This is a genomic window from Lelliottia sp. CFBP8978 (assembly GCF_034046055.2).
Classification (GTDB): domain Bacteria; phylum Pseudomonadota; class Gammaproteobacteria; order Enterobacterales; family Enterobacteriaceae; genus Enterobacter.
On record NZ_CM188253.1, the window covers coordinates 2,590,122 to 2,608,765 of the forward strand.

Sequence of the window (18,644 nt, forward strand, 5' to 3'; positions counted from 1 at the left end):
GGTGAATATTCAGGCTCTTCTCTCCGAAAAAGTCAGTCAGGCACTGATTGCCGCAGGTGCATCTGCGGATTGCGAACCGCAGGTTCGCCAGTCAGCAAAGGTACAGTTTGGCGACTATCAGGCTAATGGCGTGATGGCAGTGGCTAAAAAACTGGGCATGCCGCCGCGACAACTCGCTGAGCTGGTGCTGACTCATCTGGATCTCAACGGTATTGCCAGCAAAGTTGAAATTGCCGGTCCGGGCTTTATCAATATTTTCCTTGAACCTGCTTTCCTCGCAAGCCATGTTGACGCCGCGCTGAAATCAGACCGTCTGGGCGTGACGCAGCCAGAAGCGCAAACGGTGGTTGTGGACTACTCCGCGCCAAACGTGGCGAAAGAGATGCATGTCGGTCACCTGCGATCCACCATTATCGGTGATGCCGCGGTGCGAACTCTGGAGTTCCTCGGCCATAAAGTGATCCGCGCGAACCACGTTGGCGACTGGGGCACTCAGTTCGGGATGCTTATCGCATACCTCGAAAAACAACAGCAGGAAAACGCGGGCGAAATGGCGCTGGCAGACCTGGAAGGTTTCTATCGCGAAGCCAAAAAGCATTACGACGAAGACGACGCGTTTGCCGAACGTGCGCGCAGTTATGTGGTGAAACTGCAGGGCGGCGACACCTATTTCCGCGAGATGTGGCGCAAGCTGGTTGACATCACCATGTCCCAGAACCAGCTCACTTACGATCGTCTGAACGTGACGCTGACCCGCGATGATGTCATGGGCGAGAGCCTTTACAACCCTATGTTGCCGGGCATCGTGGCCGATCTGAAGGCCAAAAATCTGGCGGTTGAGAGCGAAGGTGCAACGGTTGTTTTCCTTGATGAGTATAAAAACAAGGAAGGCGAACCGATGGGCGTCATCATCCAGAAAAAGGATGGCGGCTATCTGTACACCACCACCGATATCGCCTGCGCGAAGTATCGTTATGAAACGCTGCATGCCGACCGTGTGCTGTATTACATCGACTCCCGTCAGCACCAGCACCTGATGCAGGCGTGGACCATCGTGCGTAAAGCGGGCTACGTTCCGGACAGCGTACCGCTGGAACACCACATGTTCGGTATGATGCTGGGCAAAGACGGCAAGCCGTTCAAAACCCGCGCGGGCGGTACCGTGAAACTGTCCGATCTGCTGGATGAAGCGCTGGAGCGCGCGCGTCGTCTGGTCGCCGAAAAAAATCCGGATATGCCTGCCGACGAGCTGGAAAAACTGGCGACGGCGGTCGGTATTGGCGCAGTGAAATACGCGGATCTGTCGAAAAACCGCACCACCGATTACATTTTCGACTGGGATAACATGCTGGCCTTCGAAGGCAACACGGCTCCGTACATGCAATACGCGTACACTCGCGTGTTGTCCGTGTTCCGCAAAGCCAATATTGATGAAAGCCAGCTGGCGAATGCTACCGTGGTCATCAGCGAAGATCGCGAAGCGCAGCTCGCAGCCCGTCTGCTGCAGTTTGAAGAGACGCTGGCCGTGGTGGCCCGTGAAGGTACGCCGCACGTGATGTGTGCTTATCTGTACGATCTGGCTGGTCTGTTCTCTGGCTTCTACGAGCACTGTCCGATTCTGTCAGCCGAAAGCGAAGAAGTCCGTAACAGCCGTCTGAAGCTGGCGCAGCTCACCGCGAAAACGCTGAAACTCGGTCTGGATACCCTGGGTATCGAAACCGTAGAGCGTATGTAATACAGAAACAACAAACCCGGCGATTGCCGGGTTTTTTATTATCAGAAGTATTTACGCAAATATTCCGTCAGACACAATATCGCCATCGCCTGGCCATACGGCATTGAGGTCAGCGGGATCTGGCGATAAAACTCCAGGTCGCTCCCCATCCCCGTACCAAACGACGTTTGCAGCAACTCGCCTTCCGGCGAAATATTTTTGACTATCCCACGAATCGCTTTTTCTGCTACCTGGGCATATTCCGGGCTGACGTAACGCTTGCGCACCGCTTTCAGTATTCCGTAGGCAAAGCCTGCCGTGGCGGACGCTTCCAGATACGACTCGGGATCGTCGAGCAGCGTGTGCCACAGGCCACTCTCATCCTGACATTTCGCCAGCGCGGCAATCTGCGCATTGAGCACCTGCACCAGATAACGACGTACCGCATTGTTCTCTGGCAGATCCACCAGTTCCAGGAAGTCCGGGATGACAATCGTTAACCAGCTATTTCCACGCGCCCAGCGGGCTTTCGCAAAGTTGTGCTGCCCGTCGTAGTTCCAGCCGTGGAACCACAGCCCCGTTTCCCTGTCCATCAGGTTCTGCACATGCAGCAGGAACTGATAGACCGCTTCTTCAACATACTCCGGACGATTGAGTAATTTACCGATTTTTGCCAGAGGAAGTACGGTCATCATCAGCGTGTCATCCCACATTTGCTGATGATTCTCTTCTGCCAGCGTAATGTGCTGCATACCGCCGTGCTCGGTGCGCGGCATGTCGTTCATCGCCCATTCGGCCCAGCTCTCCAGCCACGGCAGCCAGGTCGGGTTTTTGGTCTCTTCATAGCGATACGCCAGCGTCAGGAACGGCGCCATGGTATTGACGTTCCTGGTGGTGGCACCTTCGGCAAAACGATCGGCAAACCAGCTGTCGATGATGTTACGCATGTCGTCATCGCCGGTCTGGCAGTAATACTGCCAGATACCGTAAAGTCCAACACCGTGGGTCCATTCCCAACCCGCCCAGCCTTTGGTGTCGATCACGCGCCCGTCGTCCAGCCGCAGCAAAAATTCGCCGGTTTTATCGTGGATGTTCACCAGATTGTGCGTCACCTTTTCAATCAGCGATCTCAGTTCATCCCTGGCAATGAAATGCTCAGGTTGACGCAGTAACGGGCTATGTTTGACAGGCCAAACCTTCATAATCTTAACCTCTGTGATATGTCGAATTCAGTACAGCGCGATCCTTCAGCGAAGGTGCAGCAGGTTTATTGCGATTCAGATAACCAATGTTGTTGTTACCCCACAGCGATTCGTACGGCATGCCGGCCAGCAGCTCAACGGTAGCGCGCGCTTGTGGCGTCGCTGCCTCAGGCATGGCGCGGCCCGACTCACGCATTTTGGCGGTCTCTTCACGCAGGGTACTGTGGGTTTGCAAATTCAGCTTAAAGCGCAGTGAGACCAGGAAACCGCAGATCAGAACCAGAATAGTTCCCACGCTCAGGATCATCAGAATGGTGTGGCTGACTTCCGCAGGCTGTGTTTTCTGGCCGCTCACAAAGCCGGACATCTGCATCACAATCCCCACCAGCATAATGGCGCCAGCCTGAGAGGCTTTACGTGTCAGCGTCATAATGCCTGCAAAGATGCCCTCGCGGCGCTGGCCGGTAATCACTTCGTCGACGTCAGCGATGTAGGTGTAAATATTCCATGGCACATAGTTAATACCGCCGCGTCCCAGCCCTGCGATGGCAGATACCAGTAACAACAGCGAATAAATGTCGCTCAGTCCGGCATAGTAGAGCATCGCGTAGGAAAGCGACGCCAGACCAAACAGCACAACGACCATCCGGTATGACGGCGCAGGCCCGAAGCGTATACACAGCGGGATCATCGCAATCACGGCGATGAACTGGAAGATAGCCATCGTTCCCAACAGGTTGGACGCCATAGACGCTTCCTGCATCAGCACAAACACCACGTAGTAAGTGAAGACGGCATTAAAGACATCCTGCGCAATATAGCCGCCCAGATACATCCCCAAATGCTGGCGGAATATTTTCACCCGCAGGGTAGAGCTGAGTTCAACAAACAGACGGTTGAGGCTCTGCCCCAGCGTCAGTTTTTTCTTCTCTTCTTCTGCGCGCAGCGCCGCTTCAGACCACTCTTCACGCGGGCGTTCCCAGGTAAAGAACCAGACGAAAGTCAGCATCATCGCGCACAGCACGGAGAAGACCAGACTCGCATAGAAGAAAGAGATCGCGTTGTCTTTACCAAAATGAGTCAGCAGAATGCCCGGCAGGAAAGAGGCCAGAATCGCCGACATCTGCGCCATTGAAATACGCGCCCCGGAGAATTTTGTTTTCTGTTTAAAATCGTCGGTCATTTCCGGTACCAGCGTTTCGTACGGCACCAGAATCATGGTGTAGACAATATCAAACACCAGATAGGTCAGCAGGTAATACCAGAAGCTCATGTCGCCGACCCACATCAGTGAGTAGCTGAACACAAACGGAATACCCAGCAGGATAAAGAACTTACGGCGGCCAAAGCGTTTGCCAAGCCAGGTCGTACCAAAGTTATCGGTCAAAAAGCCCATTAACGGGCTGACCACCGCATCCAGCACCCTTGCCGCCGCAAAGATGAATGTCGCCTCAATAGGGGTGAGTCCGCAGAAGGTAGTATAAAAGTATAAAAGCCAGGCTGCGGTTAGCGCTGTCGTACCAGCGCCAAGGAAATCGCCCGAGCCATAAGCAAGATAATTTGCGAGTCCAATTTTACGTGTTTTCATTGCCGTCAACCCTGTCAGTTTTGGGAGACTCCCTGGGAAGCAAACCTCATCCGGGAGTTTTTACACGGCTACAGTAAAAGCATCGACCTTTTGATACCTTTCTGTTTCTGCCATTGCGCAGAGGCGGATGGCAATAATGCAAAGAGATTATGTACGCGTGTCACTGATTTATAAAACAGTGTTTCTCTTGCTTCAAAAGGCGGGGTCATTTTTGCGAGCCAGCCGTCAGATTTTGCCAACGGCTGGTGGAAAGAGAGGCAACTAGCGGTAATTGACGATCACTTCATTTCTTTGCACTTTGAGGGCTGGCATCAGGCGGCCACCACCCGGTACTTCCCAGACGAAGCGGAGTGGTTCAAGAGCCGGAACGCTGTCAAAGGCTCGGGTCGATCCACTCTCGCCATCCAGTTCCGTACAGCGCGTCTGTGAGCATAAGCGTACGCGTAATCCGGCAGGCGTCGGGCCGATGAGCTGATAATGCCAGACCACCAGCGTCATCAGCCCTGATACCGGCTCAGGCGGAGAGAGCGGGCGCGACGAAGCCGACACCCCACGGTTACTGAGCGTGATCCCAATACTACTCGCCTGCCATGTGCCCTCACCGGCGGCCTGCGCCACCAGTGGGAACAGTAAAATCCACAGCCATTTGCGCATTATTTTCCTCCAATGGTCGCCGTCATACGGATATGGCGGTTATCGGAAAGCTCAAGGTTTGACAGCACAACCAGCTGGGTCAGGCTTCGGCGCAGGAAGCGAGAAAGCAGCGGACGCAGCGCGTGATTCACCAGCAATACCGGCGGCGCTCCCAGCATCTCCTGACGTGCGAGTGCTTCTTGCGTCTGAGCCAGCAGTCGGTCGGCGAGCCCTGGTTCGAGTCCGCCACCGCCCTGCAGCGCCTGAAGGAGAAGACGCTCAAGCGGCGTATCGAGGCCAATGACCTGCACTTCGCCAGAGCCAGGGAACCACTGCTGAGTAATCGCACGGCCTAACGCTACGCGCACAACGGCGGTGAGTTCGTGAGGATCGCTTTGCAGCGGAGCATGCTCTGCCAGTGTTTCCAGAATGGTCCGCATATCGCGAATGGGCACTTTTTCGTCCAGCAGGTTTTGCAGCACTTTGTGCAAGGTGGTTAACGTCACCACCCCGGGGACCAAATCTTCCGTCAGTTTCGGCATCTCCTGCGTGACCCGATCGAGTAACTGCTGTGCTTCCTGGCGTCCGAACAGTTCCGATGAGAATTGCCCAAGCAGATGGTTAAGATGGGTTGCGACAACGGTACTGGCTTCAACCACGGTATAACCCTGGATTTGCGCCTGCTCTTTGAGGGCACTCTCAATCCAGATTGCCGCCAGGCCAAAGGCCGGATCGATAGTCTGTTCGCCAGGTAAAGTCCCCGCCGCCGTACCGGGGTTAATCGCCAGCCAGCGGCCCGGATAGGCGTCACCGCTACCGATCTCTACACCTTTCATCAGAATACGGTACCGCGCAGGGGGCAGATCCATGTTGTCACGGATATGAACCACAGGGGGTAAGAACCCGACATCCTGGGCGAATTTTTTACGGATGCTGCGAATACGCCCGAGCAGCTCACCGTCTTGCTGGAAATCCACCATTGGGATCAAGCGGTAACCCACTTCCATCCCGAGAGAGTCTTCAAGCTGTACGTCATTCCAGGTGGCTTCGACGGCCTGGTTATTTTCCGGCATTTTGACGGGAACAGGCTCAGCAGCGGGTTTAGCATCCCGCCCACGTAGCCACCAGGCAAGGCCCAACAGCGCGGCGGTAAACAGCAGGAAAACAAAGTTCGGCATGCCCGGCACCAGACCCAGCAGGCCAAGTACCGCCGCAGAGAGCATCAGCACGTTCGGATTGGTGAACAGCTGGCTGACCATCTGCTGACCGACGTCTTCGTCGGTACTGACGCGGGTCACGATCACGCCGGCCGCGGTAGAAATCACCAGCGCCGGGATCTGCGCCACCAGGCCATCACCGATGGTCAGCAGCGTATAACTTTCAGCCGCGTGCCCCAGATCCATCCCATGCTGGAGGACGCCCACCAGTAATCCGCCCACAACGTTGATCACCATGATCAGAATGCCGGCAATAGCGTCGCCACGGACGAATTTACTCGCACCGTCCATCGAGCCATAGAAGTCCGCTTCCTGCGTCACGTCGGAACGGCGTTTTTTCGCCTCATCTTCGCCAATCAGCCCGGCATTGAGATCGGCGTCAATCGCCATCTGTTTGCCAGGCATTCCGTCGAGCACAAAGCGCGCGCCCACTTCTGCGATACGCCCTGCACCTTTAGTGATGACCATAAAGTTGATGATCACGAGGATAACGAACACCACGATACCGATGGCAAAGTTACCGCCAACGAGGAAGTGACCGAATGCTTCAACCACTTTACCCGCTGCTGCACCGCCGGTGTGACCGTCCATCAGGATGATACGCGTCGAGGCGACGTTCAGCGCCAGACGCAGTAACGTCGTGAAGAGCAGAATGGTCGGGAATGCGGCGAATTCAAGCGTACGCTGGGTAAACATCGCGACCAGCAGCACCATAATGGAGAGCGCGATATTGAAAGTGAAAAGCAGATCGAGGACAAATGCTGGCAACGGCAGCACCATCATCGACAAAATTAGCAGGATGAGAATCGGCCCGGCAAGAATTTGCCATTGTGTCGATTTCATGTTGCTGGGCAGGCGCAACATTGCCACCAGATTAGCCATCAGTGTCCTTCTCGTTCATAAAATCCAGCGCCTCAGGCACCGGAAGATTTTCAGGTTTCACAGGTCGTTGACCGCCTGCTAAACGCCAGCGTTTCAGCTGCCATACCCACGCCAGTACTTCCGCCACCGCGGCATACAGCTGGCCTGGAATTTGCTGACCAATTTCAGCATGCCGATACAACGCACGCGCCAGCGGCGGTGCTTCAAGTACCGGTACGCGGTTCTCACTCGCGATCTCACGGATGCGCAACGCAATAAGGCCAGCGCCCTTCGCCACCACTTTTGGCGCACTCATTTTGTTTTCGTCGTACTTTAACGCGACGGAATAGTGCGTCGGGTTGGTCACGATAACGTCAGCTTTCGGCACATCCTCCATCATTCGACGCCGGGCAGCGGCCCGTTGCATCTGGCGAATACGCCCTTTCACATGCGGATCACCTTCCATCTGCTTATATTCGTCACGGATATCCTGACGAGACATCCGCAGCTTTTTGATGTGGGTGTAGATTTGGAAGAACACGTCAAAACCGACCATCGGAATGATACTGAGCACCACCAGCAGCGCACACATGCCCACCAGGTTCATCGCGTTACTCATTGCGGTCAAAGGCGATTCGCTGATAAGACGCATCATATCGGGCCAGTGATACCAAAGATAAAATCCCGCGGTGCTTCCCATCAGGGTCGACTTCAGAATGGCTTTCAGCAGCTCTGCGCCCGTTTGCGCAGAAAACATGCGAGCAATACCCGGGAAAGGATTGAGTTTGGAAAACTTAAATTGCAGTGACTTCCCGCTGAATACCAGACCACCGAGCATAACCGGTGACACCAGGGCGACAATCACCACTCCGGTAATCAGCGGCAGCAGCGCAATCATGGCGTCCTTAATCAGCAGAATAATTTGGCTCAGGATCAGGTTGGGATCATTGACCATGCTGTGATCAAAACGTAGGCCTGCGGAGAGCATACCTGCCAGTCTGCGGGCGAGCGCCTCCCCACCGATCCAGATGATGCACACGCCTACCACTAATATCAGTAAGGAGGTCAGTTCACGGGATCGGGGGATTTGCCCATCCTCACGCGCCTTATCAAGTCGGTGGGGTGTGGGGGCTTCTGTTTTGTCGTCGCTGTCTTCTGCCACAGTGCACGCTCTCTGCCCATTTCGTCGACTTATCATGACAGAGAGTGACCAACGCAATGGACGGAAAAGCCTTTAAAAATAGCCGTTTTTAGCCTGTTTAACGGTAGAATCACTCCAACTACGCAGAATTTTATCTTTGTAAAGTCTAAAGTTAGACTAAATGCCTAATTTATTGAAATGATGAACAATCTATTAGTTTTATATTTTGGTGAATAAATCAACACAACAAGTTATAAAGTCCATCTGAAAATTGCAACATAACAAATAATTAAATGTCAAAACATGTATCTCAACCACGACATTTAACATTTTCCCGTCATTATTCATTCAACTATTGAATATCAACAAATACATATAAAATATATTATATAAAAAACATGATAATTACCATTGCAAATTCCTCGCTGGCGCGTTAAATAAATAACATTGTATACTCGCTATTGGCATGAAATAACTCATCCACATCTCTTTATACATTCTATCAATGGATTTCATCAGAAGGGAACTTAGTATGAATATCAGAAGCAAAATTATTTTAGGCACTTTAATTACGTTTTCCGCTCTTAATACATACGCCGCAGAAATGAACGCAGGCACTATTCATTTTACCGGTGAAATTATCGAACCAAGTTGCACAATTGCTGGTGATGATGGTACGGACAGCACGGTTCCACTGGGAACCTATACAACTACATCATTCAAAGCAGTCGGTACAGAATCCACGTTAAATCCTTTCTCCATTACGCTGAAAGATTGCCCATTGAAAAGCGATGGCCTGCCTTCGGTGCAATTAACGTTTAACGGTACAACGACGCTTACCGGAGCAACCAACCTGCTGGATGTCAGCACAATCACCACGGCGGGTACTACGGCAGCAACGGGCGTGGGTATCGCTGTGAGCCCTGAGGGAAAGGATACAACGTTAATCAAGATGGATGGTTCGGAAGACCAGGTCTCTATTGAACTGCCGACAAAAGAAGGGGATCAAATTAAAGCTGATTTCAATGCGCGATATAAATCCTTCGCGGAAACGGTGACTGCCGGTCCTGCTGATGCGGATATGACCGTCAACATTATTTATCGTTAATAATTAATACATGCCCATTCTTGAAACTAATAACTCATTTGAGAATTATTGACTCGAGTGGGCATTTAAAAAACTCAAGACGGTTCAAAAACACTATTTATGTTTGTATTTTCTCTATCAGGACACGTTTTACCATGCGTATTCACTCGCTAGCCATATTGTTGATGCCTGTTATTTTTACATCACTTAGTCATGCCGCTGGTATTCAGGTTGGGCGTACGCGAATCATCTATGACGCCGGGAAAAAGGAGATTTCGCTGCCCCTGATCAATAAAGAAACCACCCTTCCCTGGCTTATACAGTCCTGGACGGATACAGGTGACGGTAAAACACGTGGACCTTTCATCGTTACGCCACCGCTGTTTCGCCTTGAGCCACAAAAAGAACAAAGTCTGAGGATCGCCTGGAATGGAACCGCGTTGCCTGAAAACAAAGAATCGCTGTTTTATATGAACGTTCGAACCATCCCCGCAACAGCGAATGAGGACGACGATAAGAACGTGTTACGTCTGATCTATAAGACCCGTATAAAGCTTTTCTGGCGACCAAAAGACCTTAAAGGGACGCCTGAAGAGACATGCAAAAATCTACGCTTCTCCCTTAATGGTAAACAGTTGACTGTGACCAATGATGGTCCGTTCCACATCACTTTCGACAGCCTGCAACTGGGTACAACAAAGCTTGATAAAGCAGACATGGTTAGCCCGCTGTCCAGCGTTCAGGTCCCTGTCACCGGGACGGCTTCAGGATCGAATGTCAGCTGGCGATGCATCACGGATTACGGCAACGCCTCCGAAAAATATACCGCACCACTGACTCAGGGGTAGAACAATCAATGGCTAATGGAATGGCTCGTCAGTCCCGCCAGCGCCAATGGCGCATTAAGTCACTCGTGCGTTGCCTGGGAAGTGTTTTATTAGTGACCTCATCGGGTGCCAGTGCCCGTGAATACCACTTTGCCCCATCCGCACTGGAAGGTGATACGCTGACCCAACAGGATATCGATCTTTCACTTTTCTCGCACGCCAATACCCAGCTGCCCGGCGTCTATCCCTCAAAAATCAAGATCAATGAAAACCGAGTGGATGACGCCAGCATTACCTACCTGAGCGCAAAAAGCGGCGAACTGGTACCGCAATTAACGCCGGATATGCTGCGAAAATGGGGCGTTGATGTTGATAAATACCCGAAGCTTTCCGCGCTGAATGGCGCGACAACACTGACAAACCCGCTGGGCGATTACATCCCGCTGGCCTCTGCAACGCTTGATTTCTCCGCCATGACGCTGCATCTGAGCATACCGCAGGCCGCTATTGCTGCTAACGGCAGGGACTATATTGCCCCCTCACGCTGGGACGATGGCGTTTCGGTGCTGTTCACCGATTACACGTTTTCCGGCTCTCAAAATGAGGACAGTGAACACAACACTACAGATAATCAATATCTGAATATTCGAAGCGGCGCTAACCTGGGCGGCTGGCGCGTACGCAACTATTCGACGTGGAGTAAAACGGATGATGCTGACAAATGGGAGACCATTAATACGTATGTGCAGCACGATCTGGATACCCTGAAGGCCCAGTTCACCGGCGGTGAAAACAGCACCAAGGGAGAGGTGTTTGACAGCCTGCAGTACCGTGGGGTCAACATTGCCTCTGATGAAGAGATGCTGCCCTACAGCCAGCGCGGCTTTGCGCCCATTATCCGCGGCATTGCCAGCTCAAACGCCGAGGTGTCGGTACGCCAGAATGGTTATCTTATCTATCAACAGAATGTCGCCCCCGGCGCTTTCGAGATAAAAGATCTCTACTCCACCACCAATAGTGGCGATCTTGACGTCACCATCAAAGAGGCCGACGGCAGCGAACACCGTTTCACCCAGCCCTATTCCAGTATCGCCGTTATGCAGCGTCCTGATCATATGAAGTATGAGTTCACTGCGGCACGCTATCGCGCCGACAGCGGAAGCAACCAGAATGAGCCGCTTTTTACTCAGGGCAGCCTCATCTACGGTATGAACAATTACATGACGCTCTTTGGCGGTGTGACCGCTTCCGATGATTATCAGGCAGTGAATACGGGGGCCGGTATCGCTCTGGGCGCGCTTGGCACGATCTCTGCGGATGTCACCGCCGCTAAAACGCAGCTTGATAATGACACGCAAAGCACTGGGCAGTCTTACCGCCTGCTCTATTCCGGTGAAATCGATACCACGCAGACCAATTTCACCCTTGCAAGCTATCGCTACTCCACCAGCGGTTACTATAGCTTTGCGGATGCTAATCAGAAGTACGATCATCATGAAGATGATTTTATGTTTAATTACAACAAGCGTAACCGCATTCAGGCCAGCATTAGTCAGAATCTTTCCGGCGCCAGTTTTTACATTAATGGCTACCAACAGGACTACTGGCACACGTCGCAAAAAGAACGCAGTGTCTCTGCGGGCCTGAATACCGTTGTGGATGGCATCAGCCTTCACGTGGCTTATACCTACAGTAAAACCAACGAAGAAGAGAGCGATCAGATGGCCTCCTTCGGGTTTAGCATGCCGTTAAGCAAATGGCTACCGCGCGCCTGGACCAGCTACAGTCTAAGCAATACAAGACATGGCTATACGCAACAAAACCTGGGGTTAAACGGCACGTTACTCGATGACGAACGCATGAGCTATTCATTACAGCAAAGTCATTCGAACCATGATGGCGATGATACCAGCAGTGTCTATGGCACCTATCGCTCGCAGTATGCCAATATGAATGCGGGTTATTACTACTCCTCTGACAACTCCCGGCAGCTCACCTATGGCGTTAGCGGTGCGTTGGTGGCGCATCCACACGGCATCACTCTCGCACAACCGCTGGGTAGCCAGTTTGCCATTGTCAATGCCAACCATGCAGCCGGCGTTCGTTTCCAGAACCAGCGGGGAATTCAAACCGACTGGCAGGGAAATGCGGTCATTCCGTCTCTCAGTCCTTACCAGGAAAACAGCATTCGGGTTGATACCACCAGCCTGCCTGAAGATGTCGATACCAGCGAAACGGCTGTGACGGTCATTCCATCACGTAATGCTGCTGTTGTTGCAAATTTTGATGCCCACGTCGGTTATCGCGTACTGATTAAACTGACCCGACCTGATGGCAAGGTTGTGCCCTTTGGCGCCATGGCCACCGCACTTTCGCCGGTCATCAGCGGCATCGTCGACGATACCGGTACACTCTATCTGGCAGGGGTATCAGATACCGTTCAGTTGAGCGTGAAATGGGGTAATGCGCAGGATCAACAGTGTAGCGCCAGGGTATCTCTTAACGCTTCTGAGCAAACGTCAAATCTGATGGGTATCCGCACCGTCACTGCCCTTTGTCAGCAGGAATAACAACATGTCTATTAACTTCAAATCCCTTTTACGACTTGGGTGGGTATTTCTTTCTCTGTCCACTCCTCTTTCGGTACAGGCTGCCACGATACTGCATGACTGTTTTGCAGCGCCTCAGGATTATCATATCAATTATGACCGCGAGCTCAATGCCAGCGAGAATCTGGCCAACCATGATGTTGATGTGCCTGAACATTTGGTCGGTGAAGGTACAACCATGGAAGCCAACTGCAATTGTCCCTCCACCCTTCTGGAGTCCACACCAATCACAGAGTTAACGCTGGCAGGCAGTCCGCTTAGTGCCGGGGCCAATGGGTACGGTTATCTGACTGATAAACTGGATATTGACGTTCAGGGGTATAGTGACGCGATCCATTCTCCTGATGGCGAGGGCCTGTTAGGTCTCAGTATTAATCAATATCCGACACAGCTTTCCTCGATGTCGAAGCAGATTGAGAATATTAAATCAACGGAAGGAAGTGCCAGTGTGTGCAGCGAAAGCACACGCCCGGAAACGTCTCCGCCACCAAAACGCACGTTCCGATGGAATGTGATTGGCGCAACTTTTCACATCAAGAAACCAATTCTGGGTAAAGAAGTCATCCCCCCAACACTGGTGGTCCAAAATTACGCCTGTCTCTATTTTAACTCAGGCAGCTGTGATGTCGGCAGTGCCCAGCTGGTCTCAAACATCTGGCTGAGTGGATCGCTGTCTGCTCCGCTGAGCTGTACCATTAACGAAGGCAGTACCATTGAAGTTGACCTTGGGAATATCGTCAGCAAACAGTTTGTCAGTAAGGGACAAGCCCCCACGGGATATGGGCTGAAAAATGTGGATATCAGCTACCACTGTGACGATAACGCCGTCGGGAATAATGACCGAATCAAGCTAACGCTGAGCGCCGATCAGGGTGTGGTGGATAGCAGCGACCCATTGATCGCTAAAATGCTCGGCAGAGACGATATCGGGGTCAGGGTTTACACGGAGAATAACGACAACGTTGCGCTCGACGGCAGTTATGAGTTCCCGGTAAAGATGGATGAACAGGGAAATGGGTCCGTGCAAATCAAAGCCGCGCCGGTGAGTACCAGCAACGAGACGCCAGAGCCTGGGAAATTTGAAGGCAACGTCACCGTAAAAATGGATTTGCGATAAGTTATTCTCAGGCTGCGCGGGCAGCCTGAGAATAAACCGTGCGATTAGAAGCCGAGGCTGTCCAGCAGATCGTCCACCTGATCCTGGCTGGCTACTACGCCCGCCTTGGTGGTATCGAGCTGCGGGCCATTAAGCAGGCTTTCATTCTCGCGCTTCGGACGCGCCGCTGGTTCCGGCATGTTTTCCAGGAGCACCATCAACAGCTGGCGCTCAATTTCCTGAATCACATCCATCATGCGCTTGATAACCTGGCCTGTCAGGTCCTGGAAATCCTGCGCCATCATAATGTCCAGCAGCTGAGCATTCGTGAAGCTGGTGTGCCCTGGAACATCGCCCAGGTACTGACGAGTATCGGTGACCAGCTCACGCGCATCAGAGAGTTCAATCGGATTTTCGAACCACTCATCCCAGCGCTTGCTCAGTGCTTTAGCGCCTTTTTCCATCTCATCCTGATGCGGCTGAGACGCTTCAACGCTGTTCAGCGCACGCTCTGCGGCCTGTGCAGTCATCTGTACCACGTAGTCCAGACGATCGCGGGCATCAGGGATCGCTTCAGCGGCTTCAGCAATGGCCTGATCCAGGCCCAGCTCGCGCAGGCTGTCGCGCAGCATGCGCGTCAGGCTCCCGATCCGGGCTATGATTTCGCTGGCTGAATGCTCATCCGCGGGTTTTATAGAAGGTTGAATCATCATGCCATCCTCACATGCCGAGTTTCTCGAAGATTTTGCCGAGCTTCTCTTCCAGAGTCGCGGCAGTAAATGGTTTCACCACATACCCGCTCGCGCCCGCCTGTGCTGCGGCAATAATATTCTCTTTCTTCGCTTCTGCAGTCACCATCAGAACCGGCAGAGAAGACATGTTGCCGTCAGCGCGAATGGTTTTCAGCAGCTCCAGACCGTCCATGTTCGGCATGTTCCAGTCAGAGATGACAAAACCAAATCCACCTGCCTGGAGTTTATTCAACGCATCGACACCATCTTCCGCTTCTTCAACGTTGTTAAATCCCAGCTCTTTTAGCAGGTTGCGCACAATGCGACGCATGGTGGAAAAGTCATCCACAACCAGAAATCTGAGCTCTTTGTCCGCCATAAAAAACTACTCCTCTTTAAATACGTATTGCCTGTCCGGCACTGATTTTTGCCAGCATTTGCTGGCTTACCTGACTAAGATCGACCACTTCGCTCACGCCACCCATATTGATGGCCTCGCGCGGCATGCCGAACACCACACAACTTGCTTCATTCTGCGCAATCGTCCAGGCGCCAGCCTGGTGCATCGCAAGCATTCCGGCGGCACCATCGTTGCCCATCCCCGTGAGGATCACCCCAACGGCGTTGCGCCCCGCATGTTTGGCCACCGAATGAAACAGCACATCCACAGACGGACGGTGCCGGTTAACCGGCGGGCCGTCATGAATTTTGATTTGATAGTTCGCGCCACTGCGCGCCAGTTCCATGTGCTTGTCCCCGGGCGCAATATACGCATGCCCGGGCAGAACACGCTCCCCGTCTTCCGCTTCTTTCACACTGATTTGACACAGCTTATTCAAACGCTCAGCAAACGAACGGGTAAACCCCGGTGGCATATGCTGGGTAATAAGGATACCGGGGCTTGAGAGCGGCAATGGCTGGAGTACATGGCGAATTGCCTCTGTTCCCCCGGTTGACGCACCGATCACCAGCAGTTTCTCCGAGCTAAGAAGCGGCCCGGCCTTCAGCGTGACGGGAACACCTGCAGGTTTATGTGCAGCCAGTTTTGCGCGCGATGCCGTGCGGATCTTCTCCGCGATCATCTCGCTGTACGCCAGCATCCCTTCGCGAATGCCCAACTGGGGTTTGGTGACAAAATCCACCGCCCCCAGCTCCAGCGCCCGCAGCGTAATCTCTGAACCTTTACCGGTCAGGGACGACACCATCACCACTGGCATAGGACGCAGACGCATTAATTTCTCAAGGAAATCAATGCCGTCCATCCTCGGCATCTCGACGTCAAGCGTCAGCACATCGGGGTTATATTTTTTAATTAAATCCCGCGCGACGAGCGGATCAGGCGCTGTAGCCACCATTTCCATATCGCTATGACTATTGATAATCTCAGTCATGATTTGACGCATCAGCGCTGAATCATCGACAGACAACACCCTGATCTTACTCATGCTTTTTCCTTACTCAGCGCATAAACCGTCTGTCCGCGCAGACTGAATTCGCGGGCGAGGTTGCTGAAGTTCTCCGAGTGCCCGGCAAACAATAAGCCATCAGGCTTAAGCAATGGGGCGAAACGGCGCAGAATCTCCTGCTGCGTCGTTTTGTCAAAATAAATCATTACGTTACGACAAAAAATCGCATCAAAAGGACCCGGCACGTTGTACTGCTTGTCCAGCAGATTCACTGGGGCAAATTCCACGCAGTTGGCCAGCTCCTGCCGGACACGAACCAGCCCTTCGTGCGGGCCGGTACCGCGCATGAAGTAGCGCTGCAGCTGCTGAGGGGACAGCGTTTTTAGCTCATCCTGGCGATAAACGCCGTTTCGCGCTTTCTCCAGAACCTCCGTATCAATATCGCTGGCATACACTTTCCAGCGTCCGGGAGCCATTCCCAACGTGTCGGCAAGGGTAATCGCCAGTGAATAAGGCTCTTCCCCTGTGGATGCCGCCGCGCTCCAGACACGATATTCGCCACTGCGACGACGCGCGTGTTCCGCCAGGACCGGGAAATGGTGGCCTTCCCGAAAAAACGCCGTCAGGTTAGTCGTCAGCGAGTTGATAAAAGCCTGCCATTCCGCACTGTTTGGATTGGCCTCCAGCATGCCCAGATAACGACCAAAGTCATCAAGCTCAAGGGTGCGTAAGCGCCGAACCAGGCGGTTGTAAACCATGTCTCGCTTATGATCGGCAAGGACAATCCCGGCTCGCTGGTAAATTAACTGACATATCCGACGAAAATGCGCGTCGGACAGCGCGAGGCGCTGTGTCATTTGCATCAGTAATGACGTTTGGCCCGGAGGCTGTGGTGTTGTCATAGCGCCTTCTTAATCACTTTCAGGATACAACTGGCACGGCCTGTGACCGCCCGACTTCTGCTACTTTTTCGACGTGCTCTTTAACATTAAATACCGCAACCAGACTGGTCAGATGGTCTGCCTGGCTGGCGAGCTGGTCGGTAGCGGCCGCCGCTTCTTCAACCAGAGAAGCGTTCTGTTGCGTTACCTGATCCATCTGCGTCACGGCCTGAGCAACCTGCTCAATTCCGCGACGCTGTTCGTCCGAGGCGGAAGCAATTTCGCCCATAATGTCGTTAACGCGGGTCACCGAAGTGACAATCTCCGTCATGGTATGCGCAGCGGTGTCGACAAGTTCCGAACCCTGCTGCACGCGGGAGACCGACTCTTCGATCAACCCTTTGATCTCTTTCGCTGCGTTGGCGCTGCGGCTGGCGAGATTACGCACCTCACCCGCCACCACCGCAAAACCGCGCCCTTGTTCTCCGGCGCGCGCGGCTTCGACGGCGGCGTTCAGGGCCAGAATATTGGTCTGGAAAGCAATTCCGTCAATCACGCTAATAATGTCGCCAATTTTCTGCGAACTGGTGGCAATCTGCTGCATGGTGCTGGCAACATGTGACGCCTGATCGCCGCCTTTTTTGGCGGTCAGCGCGGCCTGCTTCGCCAGATCCGACGCCTGACGGGCGTTATCGGCGTTCTGACTCACGGTTGCAGTCAGCTCTTCCATGCTGGCCGCCGTTTGTGCCAGCGATGCTGCCTGCTGCTCCGTGCGAGATGATAAATCGTTGTTCCCCGCCGCGATCTCTGAAATACCGGTATGCATGGCGTAGCTGCCCTGGCGCACGTCGGTCACCGTTTCACGCAGTGAAGCCTGCATGGCTTTAAGGCTGGCAAAAATCGCTGAAATTTCGTTTTTGCCATATACCGCCACCGGGCGGGCCAGATTGCCTTTGGCAATGCTTTCAAAATGGCTGCTGATAATCGCCAGCGGAAGCACGATCATCTTGCGAGACCACAGCAGCGCCGCACCGGTCAGCAGAGCCGCCAGAATCACCATGGTGGCAAAAATCACCCCCGACATGTGATAGCTGGTACGGCTGTCGCTCCTCGCGCTTTCCACAAAGCTGTTGATATCCTGCTGCCAGGTGTTAAAGCTCTTATCGAACGCGGCCTGCGAATCCTGCACCGGCGCGGTCAAAAAATCGGAGAGCTGGTTGTTTTCAAGCCAGGTGGCCTGATGCTCCAGATCGCTGTGCCACTGGCTATAGCCCTTTTGCATTTCAGCTTTCAGGGTTTTGCCTTTCTCACTCACCGCTTCCTGCGCGGCAAAAGCGGTAAACTGGGCGTCAGCCTGCTTCAGGCTGTCACGCGCGGTGACCATCAAAGCCTTGATGTCATCGGGCGGATAACTCAACGCCGTCAATGTGCCCGCCTTATTCAGCGCGGTACTGGCCTGTAACAGCACCGCGCGAGTTTGCGCGAGCGAGGAGCGTTGCTGATTACTCGTCTCAACTTCCTGTAAATTCTGATATCCATCGCGAAAAGCCCAGAAAGACAACCCGTTACTGCCAACCTGCAACACACCGCAAAGGATCAGAATCAAAAACAGTGTGGTCGAGATACGAATACGATTTAACATCCACGCTCC

At 53.1% G+C, this 18,644-nt stretch carries 15 protein-coding genes; 5 read left to right on the forward strand and 10 right to left on the reverse strand.

Annotated features, from left to right (window positions below):
• The first annotated feature begins 1 nt into the window (after position 1).
• Positions 2-1,735, forward strand: a complete 1,734-nt coding sequence (gene argS / locus SOM82_RS12265) for an arginine--tRNA ligase (RefSeq protein WP_320461607.1) — start codon at positions 2-4, stop codon at positions 1,733-1,735.
• Between the two features lie 41 nt (positions 1,736-1,776).
• Here the strand turns inward: argS and bglB are convergent, their stop codons facing one another.
• From bglB to flhB, 5 genes are all read right to left on the reverse strand, one after another.
• Positions 1,777-2,916 carry a beta-galactosidase BglB gene (gene bglB, locus SOM82_RS12270; protein ID WP_154125789.1) on the reverse strand — a complete coding sequence of 380 codons (1,140 nt, stop codon included), beginning with the start codon at positions 2,914-2,916 and terminating at the stop codon, positions 1,777-1,779.
• Positions 2,917-2,920: 4 nt separating this feature from the next.
• The gene (locus SOM82_RS12275; protein ID WP_154125790.1) at positions 2,921-4,504 is read right to left on the reverse strand and encodes an MFS transporter; all 1,584 of its coding nucleotides are present in this window, start codon (positions 4,502-4,504) and stop codon (positions 2,921-2,923) included.
• Positions 4,505-4,765: 261 nt separating this feature from the next.
• Positions 4,766-5,158, reverse strand: coding sequence for a flagellar protein FlhE (gene flhE / locus SOM82_RS12280; RefSeq protein WP_320461608.1), 393 nt, complete (start codon positions 5,156-5,158; stop codon positions 4,766-4,768).
• Positions 5,158-7,236, reverse strand: a complete 2,079-nt coding sequence (gene flhA, locus SOM82_RS12285; protein WP_154125792.1) for a flagellar biosynthesis protein FlhA — start codon at positions 7,234-7,236, stop codon at positions 5,158-5,160. Before flhA ends, flhE begins: the two co-directional genes overlap by 1 nt.
• Complete coding sequence (gene flhB, locus SOM82_RS12290; RefSeq protein ID WP_320461609.1) at positions 7,229-8,377, reverse strand: flagellar biosynthesis protein FlhB; 1,149 nt, start codon at positions 8,375-8,377, stop codon at positions 7,229-7,231. The genes flhA and flhB overlap by 8 nt, the downstream gene beginning before the upstream one ends.
• 511 nt (positions 8,378-8,888) lie before the next feature.
• Here flhB and SOM82_RS12295 point away from each other — a divergent pair.
• From SOM82_RS12295 to SOM82_RS12310, 4 genes are all read left to right on the forward strand, one after another.
• Complete coding sequence (locus SOM82_RS12295) at positions 8,889-9,464, forward strand: fimbrial protein (protein ID WP_320461610.1); 576 nt, start codon at positions 8,889-8,891, stop codon at positions 9,462-9,464.
• 134 nt (positions 9,465-9,598) lie between these two features.
• Positions 9,599-10,291 (forward strand): fimbrial biogenesis chaperone, encoded by a 693-nt coding sequence (locus SOM82_RS12300; protein ID WP_320461611.1) that lies wholly within the window; start codon positions 9,599-9,601, stop codon positions 10,289-10,291.
• An 8-nt stretch (positions 10,292-10,299) separates the two neighbouring features.
• Complete coding sequence (locus SOM82_RS12305) at positions 10,300-12,840, forward strand: fimbria/pilus outer membrane usher protein (RefSeq protein ID WP_501083525.1); 2,541 nt, start codon at positions 10,300-10,302, stop codon at positions 12,838-12,840.
• Between the two features lie 4 nt (positions 12,841-12,844).
• Positions 12,845-13,996, forward strand: a complete 1,152-nt coding sequence (locus SOM82_RS12310; RefSeq protein WP_320461613.1) for a fimbrial protein — start codon at positions 12,845-12,847, stop codon at positions 13,994-13,996.
• A gap of 44 nt (positions 13,997-14,040) precedes the next feature.
• Here SOM82_RS12310 and cheZ read toward each other — a convergent pair whose 3' ends face one another.
• From cheZ to tap, 5 genes are read right to left on the reverse strand one after another with little or no spacing between them, the layout of a single operon-like run.
• Complete coding sequence (gene cheZ / locus SOM82_RS12315) at positions 14,041-14,685, reverse strand: protein phosphatase CheZ (protein ID WP_154125951.1); 645 nt, start codon at positions 14,683-14,685, stop codon at positions 14,041-14,043.
• Between the two features lie 10 nt (positions 14,686-14,695).
• Entirely contained in the window at positions 14,696-15,085 is a 390-nt protein-coding gene (gene cheY / locus SOM82_RS12320) for a chemotaxis response regulator CheY (RefSeq protein ID WP_095282410.1), read from the reverse strand.
• Between the two features lie 16 nt (positions 15,086-15,101).
• A complete protein-coding gene (locus tag SOM82_RS12325) occupies positions 15,102-16,151 on the reverse strand; it encodes a protein-glutamate methylesterase/protein-glutamine glutaminase (RefSeq protein WP_095282411.1) in 1,050 nt (349 codons plus the stop codon).
• Positions 16,148-17,014 carry a protein-glutamate O-methyltransferase CheR gene (cheR, locus tag SOM82_RS12330; RefSeq protein ID WP_154125798.1) on the reverse strand — a complete coding sequence of 289 codons (867 nt, stop codon included), beginning with the start codon at positions 17,012-17,014 and terminating at the stop codon, positions 16,148-16,150. The genes SOM82_RS12325 and cheR overlap by 4 nt, the downstream gene beginning before the upstream one ends.
• Positions 17,015-17,033: 19 nt before the next feature.
• Positions 17,034-18,635, reverse strand: coding sequence for a methyl-accepting chemotaxis protein IV (tap, locus tag SOM82_RS12335; RefSeq protein WP_320461614.1), 1,602 nt, complete (start codon positions 18,633-18,635; stop codon positions 17,034-17,036).
• Positions 18,636-18,644 lie beyond the last annotated feature (9 nt).

What these genes read in the sequence shown, in the direction of transcription:
- bglB (WP_154125789.1), bottom strand. Translation starts at nt 2,916, where the DNA reads ATGAAGGTTTGGCCTGTCAAACATAGCCCGTTACTGCGTCAACCTGAG.
- SOM82_RS12275 (WP_154125790.1), bottom strand. Translation starts at nt 4,504, where the DNA reads ATGAAAACACGTAAAATTGGACTCGCAAATTATCTTGCTTATGGCTCG.
- flhE (WP_320461608.1), bottom strand. Translation starts at nt 5,158, where the DNA reads ATGCGCAAATGGCTGTGGATTTTACTGTTCCCACTGGTGGCGCAGGCC.
- flhA (WP_154125792.1), bottom strand. Translation starts at nt 7,236, where the DNA reads ATGGCTAATCTGGTGGCAATGTTGCGCCTGCCCAGCAACATGAAATCG.
- SOM82_RS12295 (WP_320461610.1), top strand. Translation starts at nt 8,889, where the DNA reads ATGAATATCAGAAGCAAAATTATTTTAGGCACTTTAATTACGTTTTCC.
- SOM82_RS12300 (WP_320461611.1), top strand. Translation starts at nt 9,599, where the DNA reads ATGCGTATTCACTCGCTAGCCATATTGTTGATGCCTGTTATTTTTACA.
- SOM82_RS12305 (WP_501083525.1), top strand. Translation starts at nt 10,300, where the DNA reads ATGGCTAATGGAATGGCTCGTCAGTCCCGCCAGCGCCAATGGCGCATT.
- SOM82_RS12310 (WP_320461613.1), top strand. Translation starts at nt 12,845, where the DNA reads ATGTCTATTAACTTCAAATCCCTTTTACGACTTGGGTGGGTATTTCTT.
- cheZ (WP_154125951.1), bottom strand. Translation starts at nt 14,685, where the DNA reads ATGATTCAACCTTCTATAAAACCCGCGGATGAGCATTCAGCCAGCGAA.
- cheY (WP_095282410.1), bottom strand. Translation starts at nt 15,085, where the DNA reads ATGGCGGACAAAGAGCTCAGATTTCTGGTTGTGGATGACTTTTCCACC.
- SOM82_RS12325 (WP_095282411.1), bottom strand. Translation starts at nt 16,151, where the DNA reads ATGAGTAAGATCAGGGTGTTGTCTGTCGATGATTCAGCGCTGATGCGT.
- cheR (WP_154125798.1), bottom strand. Translation starts at nt 17,014, where the DNA reads ATGACAACACCACAGCCTCCGGGCCAAACGTCATTACTGATGCAAATG.
- tap (WP_320461614.1), bottom strand. Translation starts at nt 18,635, where the DNA reads ATGTTAAATCGTATTCGTATCTCGACCACACTGTTTTTGATTCTGATC.